General features: G+C 65.5%; 17 protein-coding genes, 1 tRNA gene and 1 pseudogene. 8 read left to right on the top strand and 11 right to left on the bottom strand.

The annotated features are described in order from the left end of the window. Positions 1-70 precede the first annotated feature (70 nt). Positions 71-1477, top strand: coding sequence for a MocR-like pyridoxine biosynthesis transcription factor PdxR (pdxR, locus tag AC6I1W_RS07540; protein ID WP_171048645.1), 1407 nt, complete (start codon positions 71-73; stop codon positions 1475-1477). A gap of 52 nt (positions 1478-1529) precedes the next feature. Here the strand turns inward: pdxR and cysK are convergent, their stop codons facing one another. From cysK to AC6I1W_RS07525, 3 genes are all read right to left on the bottom strand, one after another. Beyond that, a complete protein-coding gene (cysK, locus tag AC6I1W_RS07535; RefSeq protein ID WP_016667456.1) occupies positions 1530-2465 on the bottom strand; it encodes a cysteine synthase A in 936 nt (311 codons plus the stop codon). A 74-nt stretch (positions 2466-2539) separates the two neighbouring features. Beyond that, positions 2540-2767, bottom strand: coding sequence for a sulfurtransferase TusA family protein (locus AC6I1W_RS07530; protein WP_117189563.1), 228 nt, complete (start codon positions 2765-2767; stop codon positions 2540-2542). Continuing rightward, the gene (locus AC6I1W_RS07525) at positions 2764-3768 is read right to left on the bottom strand and encodes a YeeE/YedE family protein (RefSeq protein ID WP_249361287.1); all 1005 of its coding nucleotides are present in this window, start codon (positions 3766-3768) and stop codon (positions 2764-2766) included. The genes AC6I1W_RS07530 and AC6I1W_RS07525 overlap by 4 nt, the downstream gene beginning before the upstream one ends. Positions 3769-4023: 255 nt before the next feature. Between AC6I1W_RS07525 and AC6I1W_RS07520 the strand changes: the two are divergent. Beyond that, a pseudogene (locus AC6I1W_RS07520) lies at positions 4024-4120 on the top strand (kinetochore protein); the annotation flags it as partial. Between the two features lie 180 nt (positions 4121-4300). Here AC6I1W_RS07520 and otsB read toward each other — a convergent pair. After that, positions 4301-5194 carry a trehalose-phosphatase gene (gene otsB / locus AC6I1W_RS07515; RefSeq protein WP_462552499.1) on the bottom strand — a complete coding sequence of 298 codons (894 nt, stop codon included), beginning with the start codon at positions 5192-5194 and terminating at the stop codon, positions 4301-4303. 125 nt (positions 5195-5319) lie between these two features. Between otsB and AC6I1W_RS07510 the strand changes: the two genes are divergently transcribed. Next, entirely contained in the window at positions 5320-6723 is a 1404-nt protein-coding gene (locus AC6I1W_RS07510; protein WP_065672627.1) for an alpha,alpha-trehalose-phosphate synthase (UDP-forming), read from the top strand. A gap of 133 nt (positions 6724-6856) precedes the next feature. Here the strand turns inward: AC6I1W_RS07510 and AC6I1W_RS07505 are convergent. The 4 genes from AC6I1W_RS07505 to dnaG all read right to left on the bottom strand — a co-directional run bounded on the left by AC6I1W_RS07505 (position 6857) and on the right by dnaG (position 10289). Then, positions 6857-6929: transfer RNA gene (locus AC6I1W_RS07505), tRNA-Asn, on the bottom strand. Between the two features lie 96 nt (positions 6930-7025). Then, positions 7026-7541, bottom strand: a complete 516-nt coding sequence (locus AC6I1W_RS07500; protein WP_171048639.1) for a hypothetical protein — start codon at positions 7539-7541, stop codon at positions 7026-7028. A 4-nt stretch (positions 7542-7545) separates the two neighbouring features. Then, positions 7546-8358 carry a sigma-70 family RNA polymerase sigma factor gene (locus tag AC6I1W_RS07495; protein ID WP_016667450.1) on the bottom strand — a complete coding sequence of 271 codons (813 nt, stop codon included), beginning with the start codon at positions 8356-8358 and terminating at the stop codon, positions 7546-7548. An 86-nt stretch (positions 8359-8444) separates the two neighbouring features. Continuing rightward, positions 8445-10289 (bottom strand): DNA primase, encoded by a 1845-nt coding sequence (gene dnaG / locus AC6I1W_RS07490; RefSeq protein ID WP_065672845.1) that lies wholly within the window; start codon positions 10287-10289, stop codon positions 8445-8447. A 42-nt stretch (positions 10290-10331) separates the two neighbouring features. Here dnaG and AC6I1W_RS07485 point away from each other — a divergent pair, with 42 nt between their 5' ends. Further along, positions 10332-11126 (top strand): ABC transporter permease, encoded by a 795-nt coding sequence (locus tag AC6I1W_RS07485; RefSeq protein WP_117189559.1) that lies wholly within the window; start codon positions 10332-10334, stop codon positions 11124-11126. Between the two features lie 31 nt (positions 11127-11157). Here AC6I1W_RS07485 and AC6I1W_RS07480 read toward each other — a convergent pair whose 3' ends face one another. Then, positions 11158-12276, bottom strand: a complete 1119-nt coding sequence (locus AC6I1W_RS07480; protein ID WP_117189558.1) for an HD domain-containing protein — start codon at positions 12274-12276, stop codon at positions 11158-11160. A gap of 48 nt (positions 12277-12324) precedes the next feature. Continuing rightward, complete coding sequence (gene dusB / locus AC6I1W_RS07475; protein ID WP_270235925.1) at positions 12325-13470, bottom strand: tRNA dihydrouridine synthase DusB; 1146 nt, start codon at positions 13468-13470, stop codon at positions 12325-12327. 136 nt (positions 13471-13606) lie between these two features. Between dusB and bluB the strand changes: the two genes are divergently transcribed. After that, the gene (gene bluB / locus AC6I1W_RS07470) at positions 13607-15373 is read left to right on the top strand and encodes a 5,6-dimethylbenzimidazole synthase (protein WP_081302557.1); all 1767 of its coding nucleotides are present in this window, start codon (positions 13607-13609) and stop codon (positions 15371-15373) included. Positions 15374-15433: 60 nt separating this feature from the next. Here bluB and AC6I1W_RS07465 read toward each other — a convergent pair whose 3' ends face one another. After that, positions 15434-16186 (bottom strand): NUDIX hydrolase, encoded by a 753-nt coding sequence (locus tag AC6I1W_RS07465; protein WP_117189556.1) that lies wholly within the window; start codon positions 16184-16186, stop codon positions 15434-15436. 99 nt (positions 16187-16285) lie between these two features. Here AC6I1W_RS07465 and nadA point away from each other — a divergent pair, with 99 nt between their 5' ends. From nadA to nadC, 3 genes are read left to right on the top strand one after another with little or no spacing between them, the layout of a single operon-like run. Continuing rightward, complete coding sequence (gene nadA / locus AC6I1W_RS07460) at positions 16286-17293, top strand: quinolinate synthase NadA (protein ID WP_284950672.1); 1008 nt, start codon at positions 16286-16288, stop codon at positions 17291-17293. Further along, positions 17286-18866: an L-aspartate oxidase gene (gene nadB, locus AC6I1W_RS07455; RefSeq protein WP_284950671.1), complete on the top strand. Its 1581-nt coding sequence runs from the start codon at positions 17286-17288 to the stop codon at positions 18864-18866. Before nadA ends, nadB begins: the two co-directional genes overlap by 8 nt. Beyond that, on the top strand, positions 18863-19753 hold the full coding sequence (gene nadC, locus AC6I1W_RS07450) for a carboxylating nicotinate-nucleotide diphosphorylase (RefSeq protein WP_284950670.1): 891 nt from the start codon (positions 18863-18865) through the stop codon (positions 19751-19753). Before nadB ends, nadC begins: the two co-directional genes overlap by 4 nt. Positions 19754-19774 lie beyond the last annotated feature (21 nt).

Here is a 19774-nt window from a genome sequence, read left to right as displayed (position 1 = left end):
TCGACGATTGTGGTTCATGACAAGATCCATATATGACCACTTCTGTTGGACCACTTCTCGGATGGACGAGATGAGACCGGATCTCGTCGTCGACGTCCCGCTGGATCTTCCTCAGGATTCCCGGCCGCTCCCGGTGCGGATCTGCGAGGGGGTGCGCAGTCTCATCATGGACGGGGTGCTGGCCCCGGGAGACCATCTGCCAAGTACCAGGGCCTTGTCCGCCCAACTCGGGGTGTCCCGCGGCACGGTCGTCGCCTCCTACGAACAGCTGGAGGCTGAGGGATACCTCGTCGCAGCGAGCGGGTCGGGCACCCAGGTCAACCCTGATCTGCGAGGTCTCCATCGGCGCTCCACGACGCCGACTCCGTCCCCGTCCCCTCACCATCGCCACGGAATCGATCTGACGCCGGGAGCACCTGACACGGCTGGATTGGCGAACTCAGCCTGGCGGTCAGCCTGGCATCGCGCCTGCGTCCAACCGCGCCGGATCACCGATCCGTTGGGGTCCCCTCGGCTGCGTCATGAAATCGCCGAGCACCTACGTCAGATGCGAAGCCTGCTCGCCGATCCGCGCCAAGTCGTCGTCACCGGTGGTGCCCGCGCCGGACTGGCCGAGCTCATCCAGGTGCTCTGTGACAGGTCCAGACACCTGATGGTCGGGGTCGAGAGCCCTGGGTACCCCAGCTTGAGGAAGGTGCCGACGGCGCTTGGCCATCGCATCGTCGGGCTGCCGACTGATGACCACGGACTTGACCCGGAGGGCCTTCCCACCGGAAGTGACGCGACGAATCTGGATGCGGTGCTCATCACCCCGAGCCATCAGTACCCCTGGGGAGGATCGTTGTCGGCGAGTCGTCGGGCTGCCGTCATCGAGTGGGCCGAGAGGGCGAATTGCTGGATTGTCGAGGATGACTTCGACTCCGAGCTGCGTCACGTCGGCGCTCCCCTTCCGGCGTTGGCGTCCTTGGACGAGGAACACACCATCTTGCTGGGTACCTTCTCGTCGGTACTGACCCCCGCCTTGGGGTGTGGTTATCTGGTGATCCCGCCCGACTTGATGGACCCTTTCGCCGAACAGCGTCAGGCTACCGGGCAGCCTGTTCCCGCCATTGTCCAGGAGGCCGTCGCCGACTACCTGTCGACCGGGGCATTACGGCGTCGCACCCAGCGGATGCGCCAGGTGTACCGACGCCGTCGCCACACCGTCATCGACATTCTCGGGTCGGTGCCAGGTGCGACCTTGCAGCCGATCGACGGTGGGTTGCATGCCGTGTTGCTCTTCGACGGGTCCGAGGAGGACGTCGTCAGACAGTGTCGTCACGAAGGGGTCGGCGTCACTCCCCTGTCGACCTACTGGGGATCAGCTGACGCCGACGCGGCTGGGATCGTGCTGGGTTTCGGAAGCCACGACGACGACACCCTGGCAATGGCCTTGACGACGATCGCTCGGGTGGTCGCCGACCGCACCGGTCCGTGACGCAAATCGGCCGGCACCCCGGTGGGGTACCGGCCGATCCGCGAATGAGCCGTCAGTCGACGAGGCCCTCGAAGAGAGCGGTCGACAGGTAGCGCTCACCGGTGTCGGCGATGACGACGACGATCGTCTTGCCGGCGAACTCCGGACGGGCCGCGACCTGGCCAGCGGCCTGCAGAGCGCCACCACCGGAGATGCCGGTGATGATGCCCTCCTCGGCGGCGGCACGGCGGGCGAGAGCAATGGCGTCGTCACCAGGGACGAGCAGGATCTCGTCGACGACGGACTTGTCGAGGTTCTCCGGCACGAAGCCCGGGCCCCAGCCCTGGATCTTGTGCGGCGCCTTCTCTCCCTTGGTGATGACCGGGGACTCGGCGGGCTCGGCGCCGAAGGTCTTCACCTCGGGGTTCTTCTCCTTGAGGTACTTGCCGGCACCGGAGATGGTGCCACCGGTGCCGATGCCGGCGACGATGGCGTCAACCTTGCCCTCGGTGTCGTTCCAGATCTCCTCGCCGGTGGCATCATGATGAACCTCAGGGTTGGCCGGGTTGTCGAACTGGCTGGCCAGGATGGCACCAGGGGTCTCCTTGACAATTTCGGCGGCCTTGGCGTTGGCCCCCGGAACTCCATCAGCACCCGGGGTGAGCACGAGCTCGGCACCCAGCAGACGAATGATGGCGCGACGCTCCTTGGACATGGTCTCGGGCATGGTGATGATGACCTTGTAGCCGCGAGCCGCGCCGACGAGGGCCAGGCCGACGCCGGTGTTTCCAGAGGTGGCCTCGACGATGGTGCCGCCGGGCTTGAGTTGTCCAGATGCCTCGGCCGCGTCAATGATCGACTTGGCGATGCGGTCCTTGACGCTGGAGGCCGGGTTGTAGAACTCCAGCTTGGCCAACACGGTGGCCTGGGAGTCCGGGAAGAGCTTGTTGATCTTGACCAGCGGAGTGTGGCCGATGAGCTCGGTGATGTCGTTGGCGATCGTCGTCATGGTGTCAGTCCTTTCGATTGAGATTCAAGTCCATGGGTGTTCGGAAAATCTCTGTGTGCGTAGGTTGATGCGGGTCATGCCTTTTCGACGGTTATCGTCCAGCCGGCATCACCCACCTTCCGGAAGCCGGTGACCGGATAACCGGCCGTGGCAGCCCATTCCGGGATGGATTCGGTGGCCTGGGTGCAGTCGAAGTTGATCGTCAGACGATCTCCGACTGGCAGCCCGGCGATGGCCTTCTGGGCCTCGACCAGCGGGAACGGGCACACCTGCCCACCGGTCTCGAGAACATGTGTGGTCATGACACTCCTTCAGTGACGGTGGCGGTTGGCAGCGTCCCCAGTGCGGGGTTGCGTCGGGTGAAGCCGAGCACGAAGACCTTCGTGCCGAGGCCCACGCCCAGGAACATGAAGAGGAAGGCGATCCATCCCTGGAAGCTGAACTGTGCAGTTTCGACCATCGCGTTGCCGATGGTGCAGCCTCCGGCCCAGCTGGCTCCGATTCCCATTCCGAGCCCTCCGGCGACGGACTTGACGACCTGGGCCGAGTCAGGGACGCGGACCCGAAACTCACCGGAGGCCTTGGCTGCGATGAAGGAGCCGACGAGGATGCCGACCACGAGCAGCACTCCCCAGTCGACGTATGAGGCATCTCCGGTCACCGCCCACTCCAGCAGGTTGCCGGTCGGGGTGGTGATGCCCAGTCCGGCGTGACGACCGGTGGCCTCGCCGAGCGGGTAGGTGATGATCGCGATCACCGAGATGAGGGCGGCGGTGAGGAACGGATGCCACTTGGCCTCGAAGAGCCAGTGTGCGAGGCCGGTCTTCTCCGGCGGGAGGGTGGCGACTTTTCGGGCCGGCTTGCGCAGTTGCCGCCACACCAGGGCTCCGACGACAAGGGCCAACACGATGGTGGGAATCCAGGGTGAGATTCCCAGGGCGGAAATCGTCGTCACCGGGGCCTTGAGGGACCGCACCGACTGGTTGAGCCCCGACAGGGCGCCATACTTCATGGCCGCCGCACCGATGGCATAGAAGACCAGCGCGATCCAGGAGCCGACGAGGCCCTCACCACTGCGGAACCAGGTTCCGGTGGCGCATCCGCCGGCCAGCACGATCGAAACGCCGAAGAGCAGTCCTCCGACGATGACACCGAGCCACGGCAGCGGCTTCCAGGACAGGTGGATGACGCCGAGTTGGGTCAACGTCGTGACGCCGATGGCCTGAATGGCGATCACCAGCAGGAAAGCCGTGATCCAGGTCGTGCTCCTGGCAACCCACACCTGACGAAAGGCATTGGTCACACAGAAGCGACCACGTTGCAGAACAAAGCCGAAAGCAATTCCGACGAGTAAGCCGGTAAGAATCATCGAGAATTCCGTTCAGAACAATCCGACGTCACCATTGTGGATTTTCCAAGAACACAGATGGGATCGGATTCAGGGATGGACGTGGTGCGCATGCGAGGTGCGCTGACGTGGGCTCACAACTGACCCGGATGGGGACTGCCACAGGCGCAGAGCCCGGACGACCTCACACGACCGGCGCATGAGCGATCGATATCAGCAACAACACCGACACATCGAACACATCATCATGGTGGAGCTCATGACCGATCGACCGGCACGATTACCCCAGACACGGTGTGTGTTCACCTTCTCGTCCTTCCATTCATGAACCATGATCGATGATTCCGTCACGGCGTTCACCGGCTTTCCCGGGATCTCCCCGGAGCCGCGCCACAACGTTCATCAATGGCGTCTGAAATCATGCAAGCACAGTTGACTTGAGGACTCAAGAAAAAGGCGATTTTGTCTTATAAGGTGAGATTGCGTATCACTTTGTGAAACAAACGCGATCTGCGATGGCATTGAGGAGGGAGGAGACGCCCTCTGTCTGGTCACAGATGATGTCGGCGTGATCGGCCATGGATGGCTGTTCGTCGGAGTAACTCACGACGCGTGCACCGGGGTGACCCTGCCCAATCCACTCCGAGATGACCTCCAGGGCCGGGACGTCACCCAGATCGTCGCCACACATGATGACGACCCGCGGCTCCACCTCGTCGATGAGCTCACGCAGGGCCTGGGCCTTGGTGGTGACGGCGGACTTCAACTCGATGATGTTGCGGCCGTCCTCACAGTGAAGATCGAGCTCCTCGGCGATCTCACGGACTCGCGGTACCGCGCTCGCCAGAGCATGAGCGGGATCCGCGGCCCGACGGGTGTGCAGGGCGACGGCGCGGCCCTTGTCCTCGATCCGGCAGCCGACGTCACGGGGATCCTGCTGGCCGAGCTCCTCGGCAAGCTGCTCGAGACGCCCCTTGGCGATTCGCACCGAGTCCGGCACCTCAGGATCACGCAATGCCCCCGATGCGGCGTCGTAACGCTCCACCCCGTACTGCCCCAGGACGACCAGGTGCTCCAGGCCAGGGACATCGTCGACAGCCGTCATGCGTCGCACTGCGGCGACCTCTCGGCCAGTGACGATGGCCATGGTGGCGAGCTTGCCGTCCATCCGCGACATCGCGTCGCGGGACTCCTGGGCCATCACCGAGTCAGCGGGATCATCGACGATGGGTGCCAGGGTGCCATCGAAGTCCAGGGCGAGAAGCACTGAGCTCGGATCGGCGGCGACAGCGTCGAGAATCCCCCTTCCGGCCTCAGTGAGAGGGGTCCAGGACTTTTCGGTTGGAGCAGGGCGGTCAGTCATGGCCCCATCGTCACACACATCGGTCCCATGGCGGGCCCTCAGCCGCCAAATAGCGAGGATCGTCCTCGGACGGAAACTCCTGCTTGGTAGCGTGAAAGTGGGCCTGCTGTGCAGCAGGACCTCCATGAGAGGTGTGATCAGAGATGTCGGAGACCGTCCAGGACAAGGTTGATTTCCTTGTCATCGCAAACCGCCTACCCGTGGACCGGAAGGTCGACGATGAGGGTAACGTCAGCTGGCAGTCCTCCCCCGGTGGTCTGGTGACGGCGCTTGAGCCGGTCATGCAGCGCAAGGGTGGCGCCTGGATCGGATGGCACGGTGCTCCCGACGAGGTCGTCGAGCCCTTCCACCATGACGGCTACGACATTCACCCGATTCCCCTGAGCGCCCAGGAGGTCGAGGAGTACTACGAGGGATTCTCCAACGCGACGCTGTGGCCGCTGTACCACGACTGCGTCGTCGAGCCGGTGTTCCACCGCGAATGGTGGGAGGCCTACCAGAAGGTCAACAAGCGCTTTGCCGAGCAGGGCGCTGAGCTGGCGGCCGAGGGCGCCACGGTGTGGGTGCAGGATTACCAGCTCAACCTCGTCCCGAAGTACCTGCGCGAGATGCGCCCCGACCTGCGTATCGGCTTCTTCCTCCACATTCCGTTCCCGCCGATCGAGCTCTACAGCCGTCTGCCGTGGCGCGAGGAGCTCGTCGAGGGTCTGCTGGGGGCCGACCTCGTCGGATTCCAGACCCCGGGTGCAGCCGCGAACTTCCTGCGCCTGGCCAAGCGTCGTCCGGGCGTCACGGCCTCTCGCGGTCGCGCTCACACTCCCGACGGACGCGACGTCATTGCTCGCGACTTCCCGATCTCAATCGACTCGCGTGGATTCCACGAGTTGGCCACCTCGGAGAAGGTGCAGGCCGAGGCTGCGAAGTTGCGCGAGGACCTGGGCAACCCGGAGACGATCATCTTCGGCGTCGACCGTCTGGACTACACCAAGGGTCTTCGTCAGCGCATCCGCGCCGTCGGAGAGCTGTTCAAGGAGGGCAAGCTCGATCCTCACGAGGTCGTCTTCCTGCAGCTGGCCACCCCGTCGCGTGAGCGCGTCGAGGAGTACAAGATCCTGCGCGACGACATCAACCAGCTCGTCGGCCAGATCAACTCGAAGGTGGGGACAATCGCCAACCGGGCGCTCGTCTACCGCAACGAGTCGGTGCCTCGTGAAGTCCTCGCCGCCATGTACCAGGTGGCTGATCTCATGCTCGTCACCCCGGTGCGCGACGGCATGAACCTCGTTGCCAAGGAGTACATCGCCTGCCGCTCCAACGACGACTCGGCCTTGGTGCTCTCCGAGTTCGCCGGTGCCGCTCGAGAGCTCAAGCAGGCCTACATGGTCAACCCGTATGACATCGACGGCATGAAGGCCACGATCATGAAGGCCCTCACTGACTCCCCGAGGGTCAAGGCCCGCAAGATGCGCTCCATGCGTCGTCAGGTTTTCGACAAGACGATCGACGTCTGGGCCGATGACTTCCTCACGGAGCTGGAAGGTCGCTGAGCGACAGACGGACACATTGACGTTGACGGCGGCCGGTCGGGTGATCACCGACCGGCCGCCGTCAACGTCAATGCTCAATGCTGTCTGGGCATGAAAAATCCCAGATCCGAAATCGGATCTGGGATGATCTGCGCTCCCCCGACTGGACTCGAACCAGTAACCCTCTGATTAACAGTCAGATGCTCTGCCAATTGAGCTACAGGGGATCAGCGCCCCGGGCGCGAAATGAAACACTAGCAGCGCTCTTCGCCAGATGACAAATCGTTGGCATTTGTCGAGTTCTGGGCAACGGCGCGACCTCGTCAGTTCCACTCCTTCTTGAGAGCGTCAGTGGCCTCCAACACCTTCTGACGGGTCTCGGGGTCATCGAGGTCGGCGGACTCCCGAGCCATCGCGGTCCAGGTGATGGCTCCTTCCGGGACGGCTAGGTGGCCGGCCGGAACACGCCCGGCGACGAGGACGTCTCCGCCACGCACCGGAACGGTTCGGGTCGCGGCGATCGACTCGGTGACCCGCGCTCGAAACACCTCAGGGATCTTGCCGGGCTTCTCCAACACCGCCGAGGCACCAGATCCGTCCAGGAAGTCCCAGGTCAGCGTCGCGGTGTCGCCATTCCAGCCACCATGGACGATCTCGTGCCAAGCGACCGCGGAGTCCGTCTCGTCGGTCAGGATGACGAGCCCCTCCGTCACCGCGATGACGGTCGCCCTCTCTCCTCTCCCGCAGGCGAGCACCTTGACGTCGTCGAACCCGAGTACGGCTCGCACTCGGGTCATTTCCTCAGAACTGGGCCCTTTCGTCCACCACATGGCGTCCATCCTGTCACGCCGCCCCAGCCTGCTGCAGATGACGTCGCAGCCGATCCAGTGCCCTCTGCTCGATCCGCCGGACGCTGGAGGCGGACATCCCCATCTCCTCGCCCACCGCCTCGAAACTCATGGGTTCTCCCTCGAATCCATGACGCAATGCCACGACTTGCCGTTCCTGCCCCGCCAGCACGGCAAGCAGGTGGAGTTCCGGACGGACTGGTCGTCCTCGTGGGGCCGCCACGTGTTCGAGGACGTCGCTGTCGACCTCCCAACACTCGGCGCGCCGCTGCTCAACCCACATGACGTCCTTGCCCATGCACTCGGCAATCGCCTCGCTGGTCGGCACCTGCCGGGACCGCGTCGTCAACTCCTCCTCGACTCGGGCGACCTCGGCTGACTCCCTCATCGCGGCCCGGGACCTGGCGCCACGCAGGCGGACAACCTCCTCGCCGACACGACGACGGATCCAGGTCCAGGCGACCGTCGAGAATCGAGCCCCTCGGCGCTCGTCGTACCTCTCGACCGCCTCTCCCAGCCCCACGCAGCCGGCCTGGATGAGATCCTCGACGCTGCATCGATAGGTCGCAGCAGCTTGACGAGCCTGGGTGAGCACCATCGCGAGCATCTGTCGCCAGAGCTCCTGCCTGGCTACTGCTCCGTCGTCGGAAATCGCGTTCAACTCGGAGACGGTGACCGGTGTCGTGGCCAGGAACCGTCCGGACAAGATGGCATCAGCAATCACCCCGGCATCGAGTCTGCGAAAGAGCTCGCGCTCATCGGCAAGGTCCAGGGCGACGACATCGTCGATGAAATCCGTGTATCTCATGGTCTGACGATGACTCGCCCCGGGCCACGGTGGAACCCTTCCGCGGTGATCTGTGGACGGCGAATGAGCTGTCCACAGATGTCACATCAGGCCGAGGTCGCTCCACCAGCGAGAATGAGACTCTTGCGCAGCGCCTCGAGGGTCACCAGGTCGGAGAACATCGCGTCGTAGAGCTTACGATCCTGGTTCGGGTTGGTGCGTTGCAGGCGAGACTTGAGGTTGGCGATGTCGTCAGTAATGGACAGCAATCGCACCCGCGCGGCGTACGCAGCGGCGTAGCTCTGGTCCGGCTCCTCGCGCAAGATGGGCTCGACGAGGAGGGCCACCTCGAGCTGTTTCACCTGCGGGTCGCTCGTCGCCTTACCGACTTCCTCGGCCCAGTTCTCCTGACCACGAGGCACTGACAGGATGGCCTCGAAAACCGCCTGGTAGGCGGGGTGACGCAGGTCCTCAACCTCGACCTGGTCCCAGTCCTCGTCGAAGAGATCGGGGTATTGCAGGACAAGTTTGAGGAATCCGCGCTCCACGGACAGCGAGATGTCGGCCGGGTCGGGCCACGGGATACCAGCGGGTTGCTGGGGCTGGGGCGGAGGCACCACCGTCACGGCATGATGTTGCTTGCCGGCACGGGACACCTCACGACGCACCAGATCGATGTCGGCACCCACCACCTGGGAGAGCTCGCGCAGATAACCATCGACCAAGGACTGATCACGAATACTCGTCACGAGCGGGGCTGCAGCCCTGACCGCGGCGACGCGTCCATCCGCTCGGTCGAGGTCGAACTGGCTGACCGTGTTCTCCATGACGTAGCGGTACAGCGGAATCCGTCGGGCCACCAATTCCCGAACCGCCTCCGGGCCGCGCTGCATGAGAAGGTCACACGGGTCAAGGCCGGTGGGCTCTATGGCCACATAGGTCTGGGCGGAGAACTGCTTGTCACCGCGGAACACCTTGAGGGCGGCCTTCTGGCCGGCGGCGTCACCGTCAAAGGTGAAGATGACCTCGCCATTGAGGGAACCGCTGTTGCCCATGAGCCGTTGGATGAGTCGGGCATGGTCCTCACCGAACGCGGTTCCACAGGCCGCGACAGCTGTGTCGATGCCGGACAGGTGCGCCGCCATGACGTCCGTGTACCCCTCGACGATGACAGCCTGACTCTTCTTGCCGATGTTGGCTCGAGCCATGTCCAAGCCATAGAGGACGTGCGACTTCTTGTAGACCGGGGTCTCGGGGGTGTTGACGTACTTGGCCGGCAGACGATCGTCGTCATAAACCCGCCGAGCCCCGAAACCCAGCACGGATTTTCCGGAATCCTTGATCGGCCACAGCACACGTCCCTGGAAGAAGTCCCAGCCCTGGGATCGCACCAGGCCGGACTCGATGAGGGCCTTGGGTGTGAACCCTTTGGCCAACAGGTGGTCGCGCAGCACGTGGCCGCCGCGCGGCGCATATCCCATCCCGAACTGCACCGCGGCATCCTGGGAGAATCCGCGCCCGGCGACGAAATCTCGGGCTATCTGACCTTCCTTCGTCGACATCTGGGCCTGGAAGAACTCCGCGGCTGCCTCGTTGGCGGCCAGGATCTGCATGCGTAGACCTGGTTCCAGCCCGGGGCGACCGTCGTCGACGATGCGCAGCTGTACACCAACCTTGTCGGCGAGACGCTGGACGGCCTCGACGAAGGTGAGGTTGTCGATCTTCTGGACGAAGGAGATGGTGTCGCCACCTTCCCCACACCCGAAACAGTAGAACAGCCCACGGGAAGGGGTCACCTGGAAACTGGGCGTCTTCTCGTCGTGGAAGGGGCACAGCCCCTTCAGGGAACCGCCGCCGGCATTGCGCAGGGCCACATATTCGCCGACGACCTCGTCGATCCGAGCGCGTTCCCGGACCAGCGCGATGTCCTCCTCGTTGATCCGGCCAGCCATGCCCACGATCCTACCCATCTGCGCAGGACATGCTATCCATGCATGCAGGTGGGCCAAATTGGTGCCAAACTTTCCGCCGTGACAGTGAACCCCACCTGGCAGCTCGCCCTGGCGATGGTCATGCTCGTCGTGCTGGCCGTCGTCGCCTCACTCCTTGGACGTCTGGGCATCGCCAAGTCGTCCGTGATCGCGTCGATCCGCGCCGTCGTGCAGCTCGGAATCGTCTCCGTCATCCTCGTCTATGCCCTCGCCCATCTGTGGGCTGCTTGCCTGTTCACCCTGCTGATGTTCGCCATCGCGGTTCGCACGACGGCGAATCGTTCCGGAGTCGGCAAGGCCTGGATCTGGGCCGCGGTGGCCATGCTTGCCGGGGTGAGTCCGGTCCTCCTCATCATCTTCGCGACGGGTTGCGCGCCGTTCAGCCCCGCTTCCCTCATCCCGGTGGCCGGCATCATCATCGGCAACATCATGAGCGGTCACACCCTGGCATGCCGCCGTTTCTTCGCTGACCTGCGCGAGGGAATCGGCATCTTCGAGGCTGGTCTGGCCGTCGGTTTCCCGCGTCGGGACGCCATCGCTCTGGTGACCGAACCGAGCGTCACGGAATCCGTGTTGCCCACCGTGGACCGCACGGCGACCGTCGGTCTGGTGACCTTGCCGGGCGCCTTCGTCGGTGTGCTGCTCGGTGGCGGTTCGGCTCTCCAGGCCGGTGCTGCCCAGGCCCTCGTCCTCATCGGCATCCTGGCGGGCCAGACCGTCACCGTGGTGGTGGCGCACGAACTGGTCAAGAGGGCGAAGCTGTTGCCCGATGATCTGGCGGGCAAGCTACACCCGTGACAACACCCTGATCAACGCCCCCTGACAGTTGTCAGAAACCCCTGCCCATACCCTTGGGCAGCCGGCTGCGATCCCATCCCAGCAGCTGGGTTGCCCGGGAGAAGGCGAACTGATCGGTCATTCCCCCCACATATGCCACGACCTGATGGATTCGGTCGGCATCGGTCTCGAGGAATTCGGCCGGCACATCATCAATGTGTCCCTGGTAGTACGCGACCAATCCGTGCAGAACCTCGATGACGGCCTCCGACTGCCCCAATGACTCGGGCCTGGTGTAGATCCGCTCATAGTTGAAGGCCCTGAGAGCCGCCAGGGCGTCCGCGACGTCGGCTGCCATCCCCACCCGTCCAGTTGCGCAGGTGGTGTCGACGACGGACCGGATGAAGACCGACAACTGTGTGCGCCGATCCGTCCCAGCCACCTCGACGACGACCTGCGGCAGATCCGCGACGGTGACGATCCCCGCCTTGATAGCGTCTTCCAGGTCATGGGCGCAATAGGCGATCCGGTCGGCGAACGAGACGACCTCCCCCTCGACGGTGCTGGGGGCCGGACGCGACCAGGAATGGTTACGGACGCCGTCCAGGGTCTCCGCGCACAGATTGAGACTCGCCAGACTGACGTCCGCGCCCCACGGCCCGTGATCGAAACCCTCCGGGATGAAGGCGTCGAAGGCCTGCTCCGACGCGTGACCTCCCGGTCCGTGGCCGCAGTCGTGCCCCAGTGCCATGGCGTCGGCCAGGGTGACATTAGCTCCGATGCCGGCCGCGATGGATCGAGCCACCTGGGCCACCTCGAGGGCGTGGGTCAGGCGGGTGCGCTGGTGATCAGTGGGATGGACGACGACCTGGGTCTTGCCTGCCAGTCGCCGGAAAGACGTGGAGTGGACGATCCGGTCCCGATCCCGCTCGAAGCAGGTCCGCTCGGGATCCGGCTCCTCCGGGATGGCGCGGTTCCCTGCGCCGTGGGCACTAGTGGCTCCCGGACGCAGGAGGAGGTTCTCCCTCTCCTCCCGAATCTCCCGTCCGACGACCTCTCCGGCCTCGATTCGTACGCCACCTGACGGATGGGCATGGACGACGTCATCAACGCCGCGATGACCGGCCATCGTCAGGGCCCAGGCCCGGGCACGTTCTCCCACTTCGGACATGGTTCCATCCTGTCCCACCTCGGCCCGTGGGACCAGACCCGGGTGGGATCAGCCCCCGGAAGCGTCAATCTCGGCGGCCGACAGATCGTCGTCGTCGAGGGTGCGCGAGTCCAGCCAACCGTGGGGCATGACGACCTTGCGACGCGGGGTGCCCTGGCGGCCACGTGCCTTACCGAGTTCCTTGACGGGAAAGGGCGCATCGTGGTCGAGGGTGGCCAGCAGTGCGTCGAGTTCCTCGAAGCTGGAGATCTGCCCCAAGGCGTGACGGGTCTCCCCACCCACTGGAAAACCCTTGAGGTACCAGGCCATGTGCTTTCGCATGTCAACCAGGCCATGGATGCCCTGATACCTCACGAGCAACTCGGCGTGACGTCGGATCATCGTACAGACCTCACCCAGGGCCGGCAGGGTGGTCGTGTCGCGACCGGCGAAGGCGTCTGCCAGGTCGCGGAAGAGCCAGGGACGGCCCAGGCAACCGCGTCCGACCTCCACGCCAGCGCATCCGGTCTGCTCGACCATCGCCATGGCGTCTCTGGACTCCCAGATGTCGCCGTTTCCGATGACCGGGACGTCGACGGTCTCGACGAGGTCGCCGATGGCCTCCCAGTGGGAGTGCCCGGCATAGGCCTCGGCGACGGTGCGAGCGTGCAGGCACACCGCAGCCGCCCCGGAGTCGACGGCGACGCGGGCAGAGTCGAGGTAGGTGATGTGGTCGGGGTCGATGCCGATACGGGTCTTGACGGTGACGGGAACTCCGTGGGCGTCGCCGGCCTGGACGGCAGCGGAGACGACCGCGGCGAACCGGTCGAGCTTCCAGGGCAGGACTCCCCCGCCGCCTTTGCGAGTGACCTTCGGTACCGGGCAGCCGAAGTTGAGATCGACATGGTTGACCCTGTACTTCTCGCACAGGATCGACGTGGCCTCACCGACCATTCCGGGGTCGACCCCGTAGAGCTGCACGGAACGGACGTCCTCGCAGTCAGCGAAGGCGAGCATGTCGTGGGTCTTGTGGTCACCATGGACCAGGCCGCGAGAGGTGATCATCTCGCAGACGTAGAGCCCTGCCCCCTGCTCGGCACACAGCTGACGGAAAGCGGCATTGGTGACACCGGCCATCGGTGCCAACACCACCGGAGTGTCCACCGAAACGGTGCCGCCAGAAGGCGCGGTCAAGGTCAGAGGGTTGGAAGGCATTCGCCCATGGTAGACGTGGCACACCGGCTCGACCGAAACCGTCGTGCCCGCCCCGTGGCACCACAAGCCGCCGCAAACGGCCTCGCCACACCATCCCGGCGACGAGCCGCGACGGGCTTCCCACTACCCTCGTGCTGTGAGCACCCCTGATGAGACCGCATCCACCAGCGAGCGTTGGGCCCGCCCGATCCCCCGGATCGGCGACACCACCTCCTCGGCCACTCGCGCCGCTGATCCCGCTGGGTGGTCCCTGGGTGACCAGGTGCAGCAGGGGCTCGACACCGCCATCGACGCCCGCCGTGACATCCGTCGTTACCGCAACGACGACGTCCCCGAAGACCTCGTCAATACCGTCCTGTGGGCTGGCCACCGCGCCCCCAGCGTCGGTCACAGCCAGCCGTGGCGGTTCATCGTGGTGCGTGACGCCGACACCCGCGATCGTGCCGCCGTCATGGCCGACCGGGAGCGACTGCGTCAGGCCGACTTGCTGACCCCGGATCGTCGCGCCCGGCTCCTCGATCTCCAGCTCGAGGGGATCCGTGAGGCCCCGGTCGGCGTCGTCGTGGCCTGCGATCGTCGCACCCCGGCATCGGGGGTGCTGGGACGCAACACCTTCACCGACGCCGACATGTGGAGTTGTGCCTGCGCCGTGGAGAACATGTGGCTGGCTGCCCGCGCCCACGGACTCGGAATGGGATGGGTGACCCTCTTCCAGCCAGAGGAACTCGCCGCCCTGCTTCACCTGCCCGAGGGGGTGGAGACCCTCGGCTGGTTGTGCCTGGGGTGGCCTGACGAACGTCCCCCAGCCCCGGGACTCGAGCGACGCGGCTGGTCCCGTCGACTCCCGCTGGCCGACGTCACCCTGGCCGATCGCTGGCCCGACGACGGTCAGCCCGAGGCCCCCGTCTCTGCTCTCCGGGAGACCCTGCACTCACCCGACCGCCACCGGGTGGTGGCGGCCCACGACGATGCCGACCAGCTCCTCACCCCGCCTGGATCTCTCGGCCTGCTCGACCAGACCCTGGACCGCGTCGAGGCAGCAGGCGGAACTGAGATCACGGGCGGCACCCTCGTCCTCGTCGGGGCTGACCACCCGGTCGCCGACCTGGAGGTGACGGCCTTCGACCCCACGGTGACCCATGACGTCATGGCTGCCTCGGTTGCCGGAACGGGGCTCGGCGTCTCGACGGCCACGGCCGCCGAGCTCTCCCATCTCGTTGTTGACGCCGGGGTCACCCAGCCAGTGGAGGGCGCTCGCTCCATGCGCGTTCCCGGAGAACGCGGTGATCTTCTGCATACCGACGCCATGACCCCAGCCCAGGTCGAGGCCCTGCTGCGCGATGGTCGGGCCCTGGGCAAGGAGGCTGCCGAGGCCGGCCTGGTGTGCCTGGGAGAGGTCGGTGTCGGAAACACCACCGTTGCCACGGCTCTGGCCTGCGCCCTCACCGGTCTGGATCCCACGAAGGCCGTCGGCCTAGGAGCCAGCAGCGACACCGCCATGGTTGAGCGCAAGGCTGATGTCATCACAGCTGCGCTGGCCCGCACCCAGGCCGGCCCCAACGACCCCGAGCATCTCCTGGCATCCCTCGGCGGACCGGAGTTCGTCGTCCTCGCCGGAGTGTGTCTAGGGGCCGCCCAGGCCGGGTCCCCCGTCGTCCTGGACGGGCTGGCCACCAGCGTCGCAGCCCTCATCGCCACCAAGCTCTCGCCAGGTCTTCATGGCTGGCTCGTCGCCTCCCACGCGTCCCGGGAGCACGCTCACCAAGCCGTGCTGGCCGAGCTTGGGGTGGAACCCCTCATGGAATTGCGGATGCGAGCCGGTGAGGGTGTCGGCGCATGTCTTGGAGCCCAGATGATCCTCACTGGTCTTCAAGTGCGACGGACGGCCGCGCGCACGCGTTGAACTCAGCTGAGGCGTCTGGTTGAGCCACTGGGTCGCAAGGGTTCAGTCAGGCCTCAAGACTCATTGTCCCGTGAGGTTGTCCCGTGACGCCGGGCGCAGCACGGCGAAGGGATCGGTGACCTCGTAGTCGTGTCGGGTGAAGGTCCAGGTGGCCGGTGGCCGGCCTCCTCTTTCCCCCGACTCCTCTAGGTGACCGGTCTTGACGATCTGGCCACGGCGACGCAGCACTCGTGAGAGGTTCGTGACGTCGACGTCATGGCCCAGACAAGCGCAATAGATGTCGCGCAACTGGGCCAGGGTGAACTCTGCAGGCGCAAGGGCATGGGCGATGTTGGTGTAGGAGATCTTGCCACGCAGTCTGACGACGGCTTCCTCGACGGCCTGCGCGTGGTCGAAGGCCATCGGTACGGACTCCCGCACAGGCAGCCAGCGCGCTCCCCCGCCAGCCTCGACGCCGGGGGCCACCAGACCGAGGTATGTCGTCGCGACCGTCCTCTCGAAGGGGTCACGTCCCGGCTCGGAGCGCGTGGACAACTGCTCGTGGTGGCCCAACAGTGAGACGTCCAACAGACCCTTGAGGTGGCGGACGACGGCCTGCTCCATGGTCTCACAGACCTCGAGTGGCCCACCGGGCAGAGCAGGCATCCCGGTGAACGGTTCGCGAGCACGATCTTTGACCACTACCTCGAGATCATCCCCCGCGACCCTGACGACGACGACCAGCACCTCGTGACGATACTTCGCCACCCCGCGCTGGTCTCGATAGGTCGGACGCGGGGCGGAATCTCCGGCGTCTCCGTGAGCCGTTGTCATCACGGAGTCAGCTTATCCGGATGCCTCGACGATCCCATTTTCGTCTCCGAGACGAGTAGTTCTAGACTAGACGTCGATTACCTGAAAGGAGTCGTTCCCGTGACCACCGACTGCGCCACTACCCGAGTTTCCTCGACCTGGGCCGACACTGTCCGTCGCCTCGCAAAGGAGCGCGACGCGATCATCCTCGCCCACAACTACCAGGCCCCCGAGATCCAGGACGTGGCTGACCACGTCGGCGACTCCCTGGCCCTCGCGCGCCTGGCCGCCAAGAGCTCGGCAAGCACCATCGTGCTGGCTGGGGTCCACTTCATGGCCGAGACCGCTGCCCTGCTGTGCCCCGACAGGACCGTCCTCATCCCTGACGCCCAGGCCGGCTGCTCCCTGGCCGACTCCCTCACCGTCGAACAGCTGCGGGCCTGGAAGGCCGAGCATCCCGACGCTGCCGTCGTCACCTACGTCAACACCACCGCCGAGGTGAAGGCCGAGTCCGACATCTGCTGCACCAGCTCCAATGCCGTCGACGTCGTCAACTCCCTACCTGCCGACCAGGAGATCCTCTTCGGTCCTGACCAGTTCCTCGGTGCCCATGTGCGCCGCATGACCGGACGCCACAACATCCACGTCTGGATGGGCGAGTGCCACGTGCACGCCGACATCTCCCCCACCGAGCTGTGTGACCAGGTCAAGGCCAATCCCGAGGCCGACCTCTACATCCACCCCGAGTGTGGCTGCACGACCAGCGCCCTGTGGCTGACCAGCAACGGCGACCTTCCCCAGGATCGTACCCATGTGTTGTCGACCGGCGGAATGCTCGATGCCGCCCGCGCCACCCGCAATAGCCACGTCCTGGTCGCCACCGAGACCGGCATGCTCCACCAGCTGCGTCAGGCCAATCCCGGCACCACCTTCACCGCGGTCAACCCGGATGCCGTCTGCCCCTTCATGAAGATGATCACTCCGGAGAAACTGCTGCGCTGCCTGGAGACCGGGGCCGAGGCCGTCACCGTCGATCCCGCCCTGGCCGAGAAGGCTCGCAGAGCCGTTGAGCGCATGATCGCCATCGGCGGGACGGCCGCCCCCGTCAAGGAGTCGGCTCATGCCTGAGCATCAATGCGACGTTCTCGTCGTCGGCAGCGGAGCCGCGGGCCTGTCCTGCGCTCTGGCCGCTGCCGAGATCGGGCGCTCCGTGACGATCATGACCCGCGAGGGGATAGACGACTCCTCCACCGATCTGGCGCAGGGTGGTCTGGCTGCGGTCTGGGGCAAGGATGACTCCTTCTCCCTCCATCTCGACGACACCCTCGCGGCAGGTGCTGGGCTGTGCCACCGCGACAACGTCGACGACCTGGTCCACCACGCCCCGGGAGCCCTGCGTCATCTCATGGGCCTCGGAGCTCACTTCGACACCGGGGCCGATGGCGAGCCGGATCTCCACCTCGAAGGGGGCCACCATGCTCGTCGAGTTCTCCATGCCGAATGCGACCGATCCGGACACGAGGTCCATCAGTGCCTCAGCGCTCAGTTGGAGGGAACCGGGATCACCGTCCTGACGGGTACCCGTCTCATCGACCTCATCATCGGTCCGAATGGGGATGTATGCGGTGTGACGGCTCTGTCTGACGGAAATGCGGTGATGATTCCGGCGCGTTGCGTCGTACTGGCGACCGGGGGCATCGGAGCGCTGTGGTCGGCCACCTCCAACCCCTCGGTGTGTACCGGTGACGGGATGGCGGCAGCCCTGCGCGCCGGACTGACGATCCGCAACCCCGAGTTCATGCAATTCCACCCCACCGTTCTCTTCCTCCCCGGGAACGAGGGCCGATCTCCCCTCATCTCGGAGGCGGTGCGCGGCGAGGGTGCCGTCCTCCTGGACGTCAACGGTCGTCGCATCATGACCGGAGTCCACCCGCTCGCCGACCTCGCACCCCGCGACATCGTCTCCGCCGCCGAGCACGAGGCCATGATCGCCACCGGATCTGACCACGTACTCCTCGACGCGACCGGGTTCGGCGAGGACATGTGGCGGCATCGCTTCCCGACGATCCTGACCAGCTGTCGAGAACACGGCATCGACCCTTGTACCGAGCCGATCCCGGTCGCTCCAGGAGCTCATTACCACTGCGGTGGCATCGCCGCCGGCATGGATGGACGCACCTCGGTCCCCGGCCTGCTGACCGTCGGCGAGGCTGCCTGCACAGGAGTTCACGGGGCCAATCGTCTGGCCTCGAATTCCTTGACCGAGGCCCTCATCGCTGGCGAGCGCAGCGGACGCTGCTCCACCAGTCCCACTGGCCCGCTCTCCCCGACGTCCCACGTCCCTGAGCAGCTGCGCCATCGTCGCTGGCTACCGGGCGAGCATCTGGAGTCCGTGCAGGCCATCATGGACCGCGACGTCTTCATCAGTCGCAATGCCACCGGTCTGCGGCGAGCCCTCCGAGACCTGCACCGGATGACTCCCACTGAGGGTCTCGAAGACGCCACCCTCACCGCGACCAATGCCGCTCTGGTCGCGGCAACCCTGGCGATCGCGGCCCTGTGGCGCACGGAGTCCCGGGGAGCTCATCGCCGCAGCGATCATCCGGGTCAGAACCCGTCCTTCCAGCTGCACACTGACCTGCGCCTCGTCGGTGGACGTCCGACGGTCATCACGCGCAGCCAGGAGAGGAGCATCGCATGACCGCACTGCCGCACGATCTGGTCCGCACCATCTCCGAACGCGGGCTCGATCCCGACCTCGTCGTCAGAACCATCGAGGCCTGTCTGGACGAGGACCTGCGCGGCGGCACTGACGTCACAACCGAGTCGATCTTCGGTGGGGCCGCCGGCCGAGCCGACATCAGAGCTCGTCAGAACGGCTGCCTGGCCGGGGTTCCAGTCGGCGCTGCCGTGCTGCACCTCCTCGCCAACCGCACCGGAACCAATGTCGAGTTCACCACCCACCACGACGACGGCACCCGGGTCTCCCCCGGCGACGCCGTCGCGACCGTCTCGGGGCCGCTGCGCACCCTGCTGGTGGCAGAGCGCACCATGCTCAACCTGGCCAGTCATCTCTCCGGAGTGGCGACGGCCACCTCCCAGTGGGTTGATGCCCTGGCAAGCACCGACACCAAGGTCCGCGACACCCGCAAGACCGTCCCCGGTCTGCGTGACCTCGACAAGTACGCGGTGCGCTGCGGAGGTGGGCTCAACCATCGCATGGGACTGTCGGATGCTGCCCTCGTCAAGGACAACCACATCGCCGCGGCCGGGTCTCTGACGGCCGCTGTCGAAGCGGTGCGATCCCACCAGCCCGATATCGTCTGCGAGGTGGAGTGTGACACCGTCGACCAGGTGCGCGAGGCCGTCGAGGCAGGTGTGACGACGATTCTGCTCGACAACATGGACGACTCCCTCATGACGGAGTCAGTCAGCATCTGTCGGCCCCGCGGTGTCATCACCGAAGCCTCTGGTGGCCTGACACTCGACCGAGCCAAGGATGTGGCCGCGACCGGGGTCGACTACATAGCGGTGGGTGCCATCACCCATTCCGCCCCGGTGCTCGACCTGGGTCTGGACTTCGACTGAGCCGGATCCCGTACACATCAC

Source organism: Cutibacterium sp. KB22876 (assembly GCF_059728865.1).
The sequence above is the reverse complement of the archived record's forward strand: the minus strand, read 5'-3'. Positions and strand labels throughout refer to the sequence as shown.

Bases quoted from the DNA above. Each gene is read 5' to 3' on its own strand.
- pdxR (WP_171048645.1), top strand. From the start codon at position 71: ATGAGACCGGATCTCGTCGTCGACGTCCCGCTGGATCTTCCTCAGGAT.
- cysK (WP_016667456.1), bottom strand. From the start codon at position 2,465: ATGACGACGATCGCCAACGACATCACCGAGCTCATCGGCCACACTCCG.
- AC6I1W_RS07530 (WP_117189563.1), bottom strand. From the start codon at position 2,767: ATGACCACACATGTTCTCGAGACCGGTGGGCAGGTGTGCCCGTTCCCG.
- AC6I1W_RS07510 (WP_065672627.1), top strand. From the start codon at position 5,320: ATGTCGGAGACCGTCCAGGACAAGGTTGATTTCCTTGTCATCGCAAAC.
- AC6I1W_RS07500 (WP_171048639.1), bottom strand. From the start codon at position 7,541: ATGGACGCCATGTGGTGGACGAAAGGGCCCAGTTCTGAGGAAATGACC.
- AC6I1W_RS07495 (WP_016667450.1), bottom strand. From the start codon at position 8,358: ATGAGATACACGGATTTCATCGACGATGTCGTCGCCCTGGACCTTGCC.
- dnaG (WP_065672845.1), bottom strand. From the start codon at position 10,289: ATGGCTGGCCGGATCAACGAGGAGGACATCGCGCTGGTCCGGGAACGC.
- AC6I1W_RS07485 (WP_117189559.1), top strand. From the start codon at position 10,332: ATGCAGGTGGGCCAAATTGGTGCCAAACTTTCCGCCGTGACAGTGAAC.
- AC6I1W_RS07480 (WP_117189558.1), bottom strand. From the start codon at position 12,276: ATGTCCGAAGTGGGAGAACGTGCCCGGGCCTGGGCCCTGACGATGGCC.
- dusB (WP_270235925.1), bottom strand. From the start codon at position 13,470: ATGCCTTCCAACCCTCTGACCTTGACCGCGCCTTCTGGCGGCACCGTT.
- AC6I1W_RS07465 (WP_117189556.1), bottom strand. From the start codon at position 16,186: ATGACAACGGCTCACGGAGACGCCGGAGATTCCGCCCCGCGTCCGACC.
- nadB (WP_284950671.1), top strand. From the start codon at position 17,286: ATGCCTGAGCATCAATGCGACGTTCTCGTCGTCGGCAGCGGAGCCGCG.
- nadC (WP_284950670.1), top strand. From the start codon at position 18,863: ATGACCGCACTGCCGCACGATCTGGTCCGCACCATCTCCGAACGCGGG.